Below are 12,732 nucleotides of genomic sequence, written 5' to 3' on the forward strand. Positions count from 1 at the left end.
ACAGCCTACTATGGGGACTTTAAGTGACCGGTTGTTTCCGTCTCAAAACGGACATTGGAATTACTTGCATAACGGGTGATGAACTTTTCTCCATTAAAAACATAATAACTTACTTCAATCGAACGACATTTCCAATATCATCAAATTTTATTTTCTGTAGCTGCTTATCTGTGATAAGTTTATCGATAGTTCCATTCTCAGCTTTTACTAAGATTTGCGGTTCGCCCTCAGTCACAATTTCGATAATTTTTGTTTCCATGATAAATGGAACAGAATACTCAATGCCAAAAATTTCAACTAATTTCCCATGAATTTCTATGTAATGACTAGGCAATAAGAAGCAACCATGCGCCAAATCTGAATCAAAATCATTCCCAAACCCACCTGCCGTCAGCTCTTGTATCGAATTCTTCAGTTTTCCTGAGTGATCTAAAAAATCTTTAACCCGCAAATGACAGATCAATGAGCCACTTTCGGTTTCATCTGCCAGTTTTTGCAATACTGCTCGCCCGCCCTCTGTGAAAATTGGAGTCCATTTTGCATTTTCATAATTAGGGAAATGACACGCAAAATTAATTACAATTTTCTGAATTCTTCCGTCTTTGTCTGACTCGACAGAGGGCCTTATATGCAATAAATCAATCGGAACACCAACAATATCTTTTGCAGCGTCAGCGTATTTTTTCGCCTCTCTAGTATAATCCGTTGCTGAATAGAATACACCTCGTTGTGCTCCGATATCTGGCAATGCTCCTCCAAGTTTCTGAAGGTCTGGTCGCCCGACCTTTCCACCTGCTTCTCCTCGTTCAGTGTAATCCTTTGCCTCACCAAATATTTTCTCTCCGCTTTCTTGTCGCAAAACGTCGATTTGATAAAGTGATTTACTAAATTGACCTCTCAATTTCTGGTCATGGGCAACGTCAGCGTCTGGAAATACAATACTGGTTATTGCTGCGGCAAGCCGTTCGAACGCAGCTCCCTCCTTGGTGCATGTCGAGTTAAATAGCTTCTGATATAACTCATCGAATTTTGTAGGCATGGTATTTAGCCGCTCTATAAAATGATTTCTATTGGATTTATGCTGTCATTTGGTAATTATGCTGCCAACTCAACGATCATCGTGAATATTTCTTCTGCACTCTCTACTTGTTGCTCAAGGGAAGAAATTGGGGAAATGCAAGCTGAAACATTCACCATCGCTAATAACTTCCAACGAGTCCGAACAGATAGCCAGGTTGTTTTTATCTGTCTCTATCAGATGATCAATGGTCTTGGGGTCATCTCTGTCAAAATTGCGTCTGGCATCCTGGTTTTTTTTGAACATTGCAATGAGTTAGTCGCGGTATTGGTCGATAGCTTCTGCCGGCCATACCCTTGCAGGAAGTGCGCACGAGATCTGGGCAGCAACTGTCAACATACCCAACGCATGCAGCGTGCGCGACATAACCGGAGATCCTGTCCATGCATATTCGTTTCCCTCATGTAGCTGGGTGTTGAAGCCCATATGTTCTGCGCTTAACAGAACTGTATGAATGTCAGACCGGTCCCACGCTTCCTGCATTTAATCATTTGTACTACTTTCTATATTTGTGCCGCAACTCACACATCTGTTCTGAATACGGGCGCAGATTTCGCATATCAACCAAGCATTATTTCGGTAATGGCGGTTATCGCCGCGAGAAATGCCATCCCAAATTTTATGGCATTCTGGACAGGTGCCAAATGATCTGACAATGTCTCTATTTGCGCAAGTTTCCGAGCAATATAGGGGTTTATTTGTGTTAGACACTTGGCTCACTTAGTCGCAAGATTCATTTTTTGCATCTGCCATCCCGATTGCATTTCCTGTATCCCATAGAAATAAGAATCGGCGACACTCTTTACACGCTGGCTGTTTAACTGTGCTGTGCCGCCGCCACATCGCGTACATGCCTGGTTATATACAGGTACAGCCCGGCATAAGTGACGGCAAAGAGCAGTTCGAACACTGGGCCGCCAATTATATCGCCGCTCCCTGCCAGCACGACAGCGACGATGGTCAGCGGTATGATCATCAAAATGAGCAGGGCCAGGTAACGTATTGAAGATACCAGTGAAATGCTCACATAACGAGCGAGAAATTGTGAGCCTGATGCACCGCCGTTGGCGCGATAAGCCATGACGGTGCCCACAGCAGGGATCAGTATATTCAGGGCAGAAACCAGGTATGTCCAGCCATCCACAGACTCATGGGGGAAATAGGCGACAAGTTCGACCGCAATTGCACCAAAAATAACGTACACCAGCATGTAAGAGAACATCTGGGCCTCAGTCAGTCCTTGAGCAATCAATTGCTTCTTCAGCAAATCCAGTTTCCAGAAATACATTGTGACCTCATTGAAATATTTATTGTCAATTGATTGCAGACTATTGATTGCAAACTATTGCTGCGAGCAAAAAAACTAAAACAGACATCTGCCATGCCGTTGACGCAACCTGCCAGATCACCCATCCGATGACAAAATATCATCAATAGCCCATGAAAGGCAAATGTCGGGGGAAAAAGTTGGGGGAAATTAATGTACCCGGATTTCTGGGTGGTCAACAGGCATCAGAATACTGTCTGACAGGCAAAATCAACTGATGAAGCCAGGTATGGATGGGAAAACTGGTCCCGCCGACAGGAATCGAACCTGTATCTTACGCTTAGGAGGCATACGTTCTATCCATTGAACTACGGCGAGACACGGTGAGAAATGCCCGGTTTGCACGGTGATTTCTCAATCAGCCCGCCATATTACCTGACATAGACATAACAATCAATTCTGACGGCGATTTTAAGTGGCTGGCTAGCGTACAATAGCGGTTTTCTCCAATTTTTGCGCTGGTGGCATGCTTGTTGCCGGCTTCACAGGGTTTTATGGCAGTTATTTCTTTAAGCGATGCCCAGCTGGCATTCGGTCACGTTGCTCTGCTCGATCATGCAGAGTTTTCCATAGAGGCAGGCGAGCGGGTTGGCCTGATCGGGCGTAATGGTACGGGCAAGTCGTCCCTGCTGAAGATTATCGCCCGCACGTCGAAGATTGATGATGGCCTGCTGGTGATGCAGCAAGGTATCAAGATCGCCTATGTCGAGCAGGAACCACAGTTTGACCAGAGCATCAGCGTGTTTGATGCGGTGGCCTCTGGTCTGGGCGAGCTGCCCGCTCTGTTGCAGGAATATGAGGCGCTAACCGGCCAGTTTGGCGGCGACAATGATGATGCGCTAATGGAGCGCATGCATGACATCCAGGTGCAGCTTGATGCAGCCGACGCCTGGAGCCTGGGCAACAAGGTTGAAACGACGCTGGACAAGCTCAACCTGTCCAAAGACGCCATCATGGGCACGCTGTCTGGCGGGATGAAAAAGCGCGTGGCCCTGGCCTGCGCGCTGGTTGGCGCACCTGATGTCTTGCTGCTCGATGAGCCAACCAATCACCTGGATTTTTCATCAATACAGTGGCTGGAAGGTTTGCTCAAGGACTTTAAAGGCAGCGTGCTGTTCATCACCCATGACCGCAGCTTTCTCGACAATGTGGCCACCCGCATCATTGAGCTGGACCGTGGCAAGCTGACTTCTTTCCCTGGCAACTTCAGTACTTACCAGACGCGCAAGGCTGAACAGCTGGAAAACGAAGAGGTCGAGAACGCCAAGTTCGACAAGTTTCTGGCGCAGGAAGAAATCTGGATACGCAAGGGTGTCAAGGCCCGCCGTGTGCGTGACGAAGGCCGCGTCAAGCGTCTGGAACAATTGCGCCTGCAACGCAGCGCCCGCCGCGAGCAGCAAGGCCAGGTCAAGCTGGATGTGACTTCTGGTGAGCGTTCAGGCAAGATCGTGGCCGAACTGGAAAACGTCAGCAAGCGCTTTGGCGAGAAGGTCATCATCGACGATTTCTCCAGCATTATTTTGCGTGGCGACAAGGTGGGCCTGATCGGTCAGAATGGCGCAGGCAAAACAACGCTGTTGAAGCTGATACTGGGCGAAGACCAGCCCGACAGCGGCACCATCAAGCAAGGCAGCAAATTGCAGATTGCTTACTTTGACCAGATGCGCGCACAACTGAACGAAGAAGCCAGCCTGGCTGACACGATTGCGCCAGGCAGTGACTGGGTAGAAGTCAATGGCCAGCGCAAGCATGTGATGTCTTACCTGGGCGACTTTTTGTTTGCGCCTGAGCGTGCCCGTTCGCCTGTCAAATCGCTGTCCGGCGGTGAACGCAACCGTCTGTTGCTGGCCCGCCTGTTTGCCAAACCGGCCAACGTGCTGGTGCTTGATGAACCGACCAATGACCTTGACATTGACACGCTGGAATTGCTGGAAGAATTGCTGGAAGAGTATACCGGCACGGTCTTTCTGGTCAGCCATGACCGCACCTTCCTCGACAATGTGGTGACGCAGGTGATCGTTGCTGAAGGTCAAGGCCAGTGGCGTGAATTCATCGGTGGTTACACCGACTGGGAACGTTATCGCGCCACGGTGCCGGCCGTCAAACCCGCCCCCAAGGCTGAGCAAAAATCTACGGTTGCGGCGGTGTCGACCATGAACGCGCCAACCAGCAAGCCGAAAAAGCTCAGCTACAAAGAGCAGCGTGAACTGGAAGAATTGCCAAAACAGATCGCCGCACTGGAAGCTGAACAGGCAGCCATCACCGGTAAGCTGGCTGATCCTGAGCTGTATAAAAATGGTCCGGAACAAGCCAATCAGCTGAACGCCCGTTATGCAGAAATTGACGAGCAATTGCTGGAAGCGCTGGAGAAATGGGAAGTGATAGAGGCTAAAAGCAAGCAATGATTGATTGCAGATTGATTGCAAGCAGTCATTGACGGCTTTTTTTCGCAGCACCATCTGCCTGCTGACCTGGGTATCATGCAAGTACCCAGGTCAGGCAGATCAATCCGGGCCGCCTGCCCTTCTTTGGCGTCCATCAAATAAAATTCATCACCGGCAAGCGCATTTGCCGCTATTCTTCCCTCTGTCAGCCTGCAAAAGCAGGCGTCCAGATCAGGTGCCAGCGTCAGGCAGCAAAACCGGGCATCATATGCCATCATCAATACCGTCAATACCCGATACTGTAATGGAGGATGCATCATGACAAAAGTCGCAAAAGTCGCTTTGGTTACCGGTGGCAGCAGGGGCATAGGTGCAGCCACTGCCAGGCAACTGGCGCATCTGGGTTATACCGTTGTCATCAACTATGCGCGCAATCATGCCGCTGCCATGCAGGTTGCCGAAGGCATCATTGCACAGGGTGGCAAGGCCATCACCTTGCAGGCTGATGTGTCGGTAGAGGCCGATGTCGTACGCCTGTTTGCAGATATAGACCGGCAACTGGGCAGGCTTGATGTGCTGGTCAACAATGCGGGGATCTTGCTGCCGCAGGGCCGGGTCGAAGATGTGACGGCAGAGCGTGTCAATCGTCTGTTCAACACCAATGTCACCAGTTATTTCTTGTGCTGCCGTGAAGCCATCAAACGCATGTCTCACAGGCATGGCGGCCCTGGCGGGTCCATTGTCAATGTCTCGTCTGCCGCTTCGCGCCTGGGCTCGCCCAATGAATATGTGGACTATGCGGCGACCAAGGGCGCGATTGATACCCTGACCAGGGGCCTGTCGCTGGAAGTGGCCGAAGAAGGCATACGCGTCAATTGCGTGCGGCCTGGCTTTATCGATACTGACATGCATGCCGATGGCGGCGAGGCAGACCGCATACAGCGGGTGAAGGCCAATATCCCCCTCAAGCGTGGCGGCGAGGCGTCAGAGGTGGCGGCGGCGATTGTCTTTTTGCTCGGTGATGCTGCCTCGTATATTACCGGCTCTTTTCTGGATGTGGCGGGCGGGCGCTGAGCCTGGATAAAAATGGGCTTGGAGACAGCGGACTTGAAGATAGCACCAGATAGCCACCATTCAAACCGCCTGATGGCCCCGGTTTCACTTTTTTACGTCTGTTAGCCTGGGCAAGTGCTACAGTGACGATTACTTCGTTACTGTCACACTATCAAGCCATGCACTACACACATTTCAAATCAGGCACCCTGCCATGCATACTGTCAGCCTTGTTTCTGCTGGGCGGCCTTGCTTATACCGATGGCAGCCAGGCACAGAACCTGTACCGCTGCGGCAGCACCTATCAGGACAAGCCCTGTGACAATGGTCAGGGGCAGCTGATCAAGAAGAACCCTTTGCCGTCGACATCCGACAAACCCCCGCTCGATGCCAACTGCATACGCCGTGGTGAAGAAGCCAAGAAAATCATCTGGATGCGTGAAGGCGGCGCTTTCCAGGACAGATTGCAGTCAGAAGCAAAGACCAGCGAACAACGCAAGCTGATTGCCGATGTCTATGCCCTGCGCGGCAATGCCAATGACATCCGCGCCAAGATTGAGAGCGACTGCATGGCCGACAAGGAAGTCGAACGCAAAACCGGTATGCGCCCCGTTGATGATGAAGTCAAGCGCCACCAGGATGCCGAGCGCAAAGCCAGCGGTGAAAATCCCAAGGACACCCCCAAAGACAGCAAGCAGGCTGACAGTACCGAAGCCGAACGCAAGAAAAAACTGTGCGAAGACATACGCAAGCAAATTGCAGCCGCCAGCAATAGCCAAAGAGCCGGCGGATCGGCCAAGGACATGGAAACCATGGCCAGCAACAAGAAAGAGATAGAAAACAACCTGAAAGAGCTGGGTTGCGGCCGCTAGTGAACTGTCATCATGAAATCAAGAGTGGAGAACACCCGGTGAATCAGGCCATGGAAAATATCAGCAAATAAGCACAGCAATAGTGAGGCTATTGCTGTGCTTTGCACCTTGCCCGCCGGGCGTCCTTCACTTCCGCTTTCACTGTGACAGTCTGCTAGCGATAGGCGCTTTCCGGGATAAACAAGGTATGGCCCGAAGGCTGAACAAATGAAATACCGCCTGGTGAAGCAACTACCTTGCATGTTTTCAGGTAGGTAACCGGGTCCAGGTTGTCATGGTTAAAAAGGTGAACGTTGAGGTAGTGCACACGCCTTTCCGGCTGTCCCCTGTGGGTACGCGAAACCCAGAGTGAATACAGGTCTTCAATGTCAAGAAGATGTATCTTGTGCCCTTCCAGGTTTACACCCACGGCCACATATTCAGATTCGAGATTGTAAGTATAGAGTTCTCTCGATTCATTCAAATAGAATCCGACAAAATAAATATTGAACAGAACGAGGCCGAGGACAATAAAGAAAAGTTTCTTTTTCATTTGCGAATTCTCACTTGAAGATTAGACTCATCACCAGCTTTCCATTTTATCGTAAGCGGTAATTGACCTACCAGATTAAACTCCCGGGCCAAACCCTGCCTGTGATATGTCCCCATTGTGTTATCTTTGACACTGAAACCTTCGAGGTGAAGTTTTTTGTCTTTATCCCAGTTATATCTGTCAAAGAAATGCAAGTCGAAATCCATGGAAAAATCGTCTCCGTTCTTTGTTACTGTTGCACGGGACCAGCCTGAAAAATTGCCACTGGCATAGTACCAATTAGTATCCTCTCCAAAAGATCTTTGCTCCAGGCGTTTGGATGTAAATGTGACCGGCTCGCCATCCACTGCATGTTTCATTGCAAAATCAATCGCTGAATTTCTTTGTGACTCATATAAATCCCGGCCTGCATCTGTCGTCTCGACAATTCTTTTCAGGTTAACCTGGTAATCGTCGCCCGTATTATTAAAATAATGCGCCATGTGCCTGGCCGCCTCAGGGTAAATAAGTTTGGCATAGGGAAGCAGTGATTGTTGAATCATCAGTTTTTGGGCGCTTGAAGACAATTGCGGCAACTCAGAAGCCCAGGTTCCGGCACCTTTATCCGGACGAATCGGCGGCGGGGTTGAGCCCAGCGTAAATTCTGGTGCCGCGGTCCCACCTTCGCCGGCGTCAGTGATCGGTGCCCAACCATGGGTTAATACTTTTGGAAAAGGTTTGAGCTCATCCGGCGTCAGGGTTGGATTTATTTTTCCTTCTTCTACCCTCTTCCATATATCCTTCCCTATGCCAACCTTCAGGAAATCTCCATCGGTAAGCGGTGTATTCCTGCCATCGCCAAAGTAAAGCGAATTGACATCAGTTCCTGACAGGCGTGCCGCAGACTGCAAAACTCCATACCCGGCGTTTTCGCTCATATCAGTTAGCAGTGCATCTGCGTGACCTTCCGAGTTCAACTGAGGGTCTGGCTGCTGCGTCAAAAACACATTGGCGCCAGCAGGCTCAGATGTCGGGCTATCACGCATTTGCTCTGGCCATGCGTTTTTATGAGCACTGCCATCGGGCTCAGCAAAACCTGCAAGAGAATAGTTTTCATTGCTAACTGGTATACCAGGGGGCCGGAAACGCACCAAGGGTGCGACCGCATGCGAATTCATATTCAGAAATGGTGAAAACCGGTCCATCGACATTTGGTCATCATCCCTGACACAGGCATCATCTTGCCACACTCGCCGGACAGGTAGTGATGGGGATGCTTGCCAGCTATGACCTCTGCTTACGTCTGTAAGAGCGGGAGCAAACTGCCGACCTGACATGTCATCTTCAGCTGGATAATTGTCTAAAAAACTGGCGGGTAGCTGTCGAGTATTTGCCTGCCAAGCAGGCGACGCAACTTTAGCATCTGGATAATGTTCACCTGACTGCTCACTGGTTCTCGCCCCTGCTGCATCAGTCGTCATATCAGCCGTCATATCATCCGGCATATCGACGATATAGGCTTGCCCATCAGGGCCATAAATTGTTTTGATTGTTCCCATGTTTACATTCCAAAATAATTTTCAATTCAAAATCAGCCACACAAATCAAAACGAGCCATCCTCATTGATCCCCTGGTGATAATCGATTTTCTTCTCGCTGCGCACGGCCCCGGATTGCCTTGCTGTTGAATAGGCCGGGTCACCCCAATCACAGGTAAGGTAATCCTCGTCACTGAAGAAGGTGCTGGGATGCTTGACGTAGCGCGTCTCAAAATAATTCTCCTTTACATAGGTACGGTAGCGGTTGACGCTGGCGATCATGGTTTCGGCAGAGATGCCTTCACCCAATCTGGCATTCCATTCTCTGTAAGCCGCTCTTTTATTGCGACCAGTACATTCAGGATAGCTCTGCCAGGCTAACTCAAAGACAGACGTATACGTCGGCGCAGCCGACGTAGGCATGCGACGCTCGCTACCTACAGGGACTGGTTGATGGTTATGATGGGTAATGGTTACCGGTTGATGGTTATTGGTTGCGATCTGAGTCCGTACTGAAACCTGATCTGAAATCACATCTGATAACAGATTTTTTGCTGACGGGGTACGCGCGCCCTGACCAGGCTTGCTGTCAAATTCCATGTCGTCATCTGCACCATGGGCAGCAGCCCTCGATGCACCCCAGCGTGCCTTGTTGGCGGACTTGGCGCGATCAGCCTTGGCCTGATAAATAGCCAGTTCTTTATCGCAACGGTGATTGACGTAGCCATCGTCAGTTTTCTCGAAGAATTCATCCAGGACGTCGCTCACTTCACGCACATGTTCACGCATGCCTATCAGGCGTGCAACTCTTTCAGGCTCAAGGAGCAAGGGCTCTTCGGTGATGTAGTACATGTCCAGCATGCGGCGATAGGCGAGGTCTTCCAGCAGGCTGAGATGACGGGTATGGGAAGCATAATCACCAAGGTGGAATGGGTAGTAGTTCATGCCGCCCCCGCCATACGGTCAGGGCAGCAGGCTGTCTTTGTACAGACAGGGGAAGAAATATGGTTTGTAGAGTGCAAGGCATGTCCTTACCAGAAGCGTTTGTACACAGGCGAGTTAGCCCTGGTTCTTTGATCTGTATGTGCGTATGCAAGGGATGCCTGGACAGGTATCCCGTTACGCCGGAAGGAGTAAAAAAATGGTGTCACGGCGCAGATTGTGGGTAATTCAACTCTATTTAAAACAATGGTACACATTTTGTGTACTCGACTCAAATTATTATTCAATACGCCCCCCCCCCACACACAACCTACCCTCAAGCTTGCAGCTTACGGCGCCGTCCAATTCGTCATACCCGCGCAGGCGGGTATCCATGCCTGATCAGGCTTGCCCGTCTTGCTGTCTGCATGTTTGATCAACGATGGACTCCCGCTCAAAGCAGACGGGAATGACGGTCTGGATTGCATTGTGCTCATTGCGGAATCCATGCTGGCCGACGCTAAAACCGTCTGGGCCATTTTCGCGCAAGCTCTGTCCAGGTCATTTTTTGGCAGGGGCTGAGCTATGCTTGACTTGGGTGGCTCAAGTACACAAAATGATGCCACCATGACTGAATCAAGCATCCCCTGGACTCGTATTGAGTCACTATTACGCGCCAAGGCAAAAGATGCTGCCTGGCTCAAGGCCGCCCTGGGTGTAGAAAAGCAGCGTTTTTCCAACTGGAAAACCAGGGGAGTTCCCAAGCGCAGCGCTCCGCAACTGGCTGAAGCATTTGAGGTAACGACGGATGTGATCTTCGGTATCAAGCCCGTTTTGCCAGCGTTGCCAATTTCGTCCATTGATGATCACCTGGGGAGCACAAGGCAAAGCGGTGCAGAGACTGGCAGCATCGCCTGGTGGGACGTCCGTGGCGCATGCGGCGGCGGCATCTTCAATGAAGAACAGCTGCCTAAAGGCCACCTGATCAAGGAAACAGGCTTTTTCAGAAAGTACGGACTCAAACCGGAAGATGCCTTTGCCATCTACGCAGACGGCAACTCCATGGCCAATTTCATCGTTGATGGTGATATCGTCATCTTCAACAGGGTAAGAACCGAACCGGTCAGCGGCCAGATTTTTGCGATTGAACACCCGGACGGTTTGCGCATCAAGCGGCTGCGCCGCAAGATCAACGGTAACTGGCTGCTGGAAAGCGACAACCCGGACAAAGCCCGTTATCCCGACGAAGAAATCGATGCCGATCAGGCAGAACTATTGAAGATTCACGGTCAGTTTGTGTATCGCCAGGGTGGATGATATGCGTAACAGGTCTGTGACTGCGGTCTCTGCGGCGTAACAGCAGATAGCAGATCAGCAGATCAGCCGCCAAATACTTCCTGCGTGGTCCTGACCATGATGCGGCTGTTGAACGGGGTAGAGATACTGGCCCATACCCAGTTGTGATGTTCGATGATTTTTTCTGCCCGCAGATGTGACCGGTCGGCCGTCGTATGCGCATCAGCCAGGGCGATCACGTCAAAGCCATGCGAGGCGGCAGCACGGATCGTGCTGTCCATGCACAGTTCGGTTGGCAGGCCGCACAGTATCAGCGTTTTGGCGCCGGTGATTTTGAGGTGGGTCAGCAAGCCGGTGTCGGCAAAGGCGTCACAGGCCGATTTATCGACAAACACGTCACCGGGTGTGAATGGCAGTTCTGGTATGACTTCCCACCCGGCAGAACCGGCCAGGGCGTCGTCGTTGACGTGACGCACGAAAATCACCTGGCCGCCGTGGGCGCGGGTATAGTCTGCGGCATGGCGTATGCGTGCGATCACACGCTCTTTTTCATAGCGGGGTGTCGGGCCATGCACCCAGGCGTTTTGCATGTCGATGATGATTAAGGTATCCATTTGGCAACACCTCATTGACTAAAGCTCTATGATACTGCGTCCTGCCGTTTTGCGTGCAGTGCAGCATTGCTTTTTAGCACCATCCCTGCATCGCCGGGATGCGGTGCCAGCCCTGGATTAGCCCTGGTTCTGCACTAAATCTGTCCTTTATTGACCAGCGTAGCAACACCTGGGTCGGCAAACAGCCTGATCAGGTGGTCGGCAACTGCCCGCACACGTGGCGTACGGCGCACGTCTTCATGCATGACCAGCCAGAGTTTTCTTTGTATGGGACATACTTCGTCCTCCTTACAATATAGGTCAGGGCTGCTTTTGCGCAAATAATGCGGCAAGACCGTCACACCCAGCCCGGCTGCGGCCAATTGGCCCAGGACGACCTGGTCGTTGCTGCGCAAGATGATGCGCCTGCCTGCCACATAGTCCTCCAGCCAGCGGTGGTGTGGTGTCGCAGATTTCTTTTCATAAGCGGCAAATTGCCAGTCTGACCGGGCATACTCCGCGAAATAGCTTTTGCTCGCATACACCCCATAGCAGATGGTCGCCAGCGGCTTGATGACCAGGCCGGCTGTTTGCGGGCGCGACATGCGCAGGGCGATGTCGGCTTCACGCTTGCCCAGACTGGCATGCTCTCTTTCTGTAACCAGTTCCAGCTCTACTCCGGTCAGCGTATGCGTCAGGTCATGCAGTTGGGAGGCGAGTAAAAACGCTGTCAGGGTCGGCGGTGCAGAAATGCGCACTACACCTTCCATTTTGCCTGCACTCAGGGCTTTTCGCTCGAATGAGAACCAGCGTTCTTCCACTTCGCGTGCATGTTCGACCAGATCCCGCCCTTCCGTCGTCAATTTCCAGCCACGCACCAGGCGGTCAAACAGCCTGAGCTTCAATGCCTCTTCCAGTGCATCAATACGGCGGGCCACGGTCGTGTGTTCGACGTGCAGGCGGCGCGCTGCCGCCGTCAGCGTACCGCTGTCGACCAGGGCCAGAAAATAACGAAGATCATCCCAGTTCATCATGGTGCAATTATGCACAGTCTGGGCGAAGTTTTCAGTAATTTTCTTTATGAATGCAGATGATTAAGCTGCAAGCCAACACATTACCTTGTGTCACACACGATCAATCAACTATCAGGAAAGAAATC

11 protein-coding genes and 1 tRNA gene are annotated in these 12,732 nt (G+C 51.2%); 4 read left to right on the top strand and 8 right to left on the bottom strand.

Annotated elements, in window-relative coordinates; all coding sequences use genetic code 11:
• Nucleotides 1-109: 109 nt before the first annotated feature.
• The 3 genes from LZ463_RS27320 to LZ463_RS27330 form a co-directional block, all read right to left on the bottom strand.
• On the bottom strand, nucleotides 110-1,039 hold the full coding sequence (locus LZ463_RS27320; protein WP_241459491.1) for a restriction endonuclease: 930 nt from the start codon (nucleotides 1,037-1,039) through the stop codon (nucleotides 110-112).
• Nucleotides 1,040-1,895: 856 nt separating this feature from the next.
• Nucleotides 1,896-2,366 (bottom strand): hypothetical protein, encoded by a 471-nt coding sequence (locus tag LZ463_RS27325; protein WP_241459492.1) that lies wholly within the window; start codon nucleotides 2,364-2,366, stop codon nucleotides 1,896-1,898.
• A gap of 282 nt (nucleotides 2,367-2,648) precedes the next feature.
• A tRNA-Arg gene (locus LZ463_RS27330) sits at nucleotides 2,649-2,723 on the bottom strand.
• Nucleotides 2,724-2,899: 176 nt separating this feature from the next.
• On the opposite strand from LZ463_RS27330, the gene LZ463_RS27335 reads away from it, so the two are divergent.
• From LZ463_RS27335 to LZ463_RS27345, 3 genes are all read left to right on the top strand, one after another.
• Nucleotides 2,900-4,810: an ATP-binding cassette domain-containing protein gene (locus LZ463_RS27335; protein WP_241459493.1), complete on the top strand. Its 1,911-nt coding sequence runs from the start codon at nucleotides 2,900-2,902 to the stop codon at nucleotides 4,808-4,810.
• A 297-nt stretch (nucleotides 4,811-5,107) separates the two neighbouring features.
• Complete coding sequence (locus tag LZ463_RS27340) at nucleotides 5,108-5,863, top strand: glucose 1-dehydrogenase (RefSeq protein ID WP_241459494.1); 756 nt, start codon at nucleotides 5,108-5,110, stop codon at nucleotides 5,861-5,863.
• Between the two features lie 158 nt (nucleotides 5,864-6,021).
• Nucleotides 6,022-6,714 carry a hypothetical protein gene (locus LZ463_RS27345; protein WP_241459495.1) on the top strand — a complete coding sequence of 231 codons (693 nt, stop codon included), beginning with the start codon at nucleotides 6,022-6,024 and terminating at the stop codon, nucleotides 6,712-6,714.
• A 154-nt stretch (nucleotides 6,715-6,868) separates the two neighbouring features.
• Here the strand turns inward: LZ463_RS27345 and LZ463_RS27350 are convergent, their stop codons facing one another.
• The 3 genes from LZ463_RS27350 to LZ463_RS27360 are packed head-to-tail and all read right to left on the bottom strand — an operon-like array spanning nucleotide 6,869 to nucleotide 9,708.
• Entirely contained in the window at nucleotides 6,869-7,246 is a 378-nt protein-coding gene (locus LZ463_RS27350; RefSeq protein ID WP_241459496.1) for a hypothetical protein, read from the bottom strand.
• Entirely contained in the window at nucleotides 7,243-8,784 is a 1,542-nt protein-coding gene (locus LZ463_RS27355; protein WP_241459497.1) for a hypothetical protein, read from the bottom strand. The genes LZ463_RS27350 and LZ463_RS27355 overlap by 4 nt, the downstream gene beginning before the upstream one ends.
• A gap of 45 nt (nucleotides 8,785-8,829) precedes the next feature.
• On the bottom strand, nucleotides 8,830-9,708 hold the full coding sequence (locus tag LZ463_RS27360) for a YdaU family protein (RefSeq protein WP_241459498.1): 879 nt from the start codon (nucleotides 9,706-9,708) through the stop codon (nucleotides 8,830-8,832).
• A 603-nt stretch (nucleotides 9,709-10,311) separates the two neighbouring features.
• Between LZ463_RS27360 and LZ463_RS27365 the strand changes: the two genes are divergently transcribed.
• Nucleotides 10,312-11,001, top strand: coding sequence for a S24 family peptidase (locus tag LZ463_RS27365; RefSeq protein WP_241459499.1), 690 nt, complete (start codon nucleotides 10,312-10,314; stop codon nucleotides 10,999-11,001).
• 62 nt (nucleotides 11,002-11,063) lie between these two features.
• On the opposite strand, the gene LZ463_RS27370 is transcribed toward LZ463_RS27365, so the two are convergent.
• Both LZ463_RS27370 and LZ463_RS27375 read right to left on the bottom strand, forming a co-directional pair.
• Nucleotides 11,064-11,594 (bottom strand): isochorismatase family protein, encoded by a 531-nt coding sequence (locus tag LZ463_RS27370; protein ID WP_241459500.1) that lies wholly within the window; start codon nucleotides 11,592-11,594, stop codon nucleotides 11,064-11,066.
• 134 nt (nucleotides 11,595-11,728) lie between these two features.
• The gene (locus LZ463_RS27375) at nucleotides 11,729-12,607 is read right to left on the bottom strand and encodes a LysR family transcriptional regulator (protein WP_241459501.1); all 879 of its coding nucleotides are present in this window, start codon (nucleotides 12,605-12,607) and stop codon (nucleotides 11,729-11,731) included.
• Between the last annotated feature and the right edge of the window lie 125 nt (nucleotides 12,608-12,732).

It is taken from the genome of Undibacterium paludis (assembly GCF_022568815.1).
Taxonomy (GTDB): domain Bacteria; phylum Pseudomonadota; class Gammaproteobacteria; order Burkholderiales; family Burkholderiaceae_D; genus Undibacterium.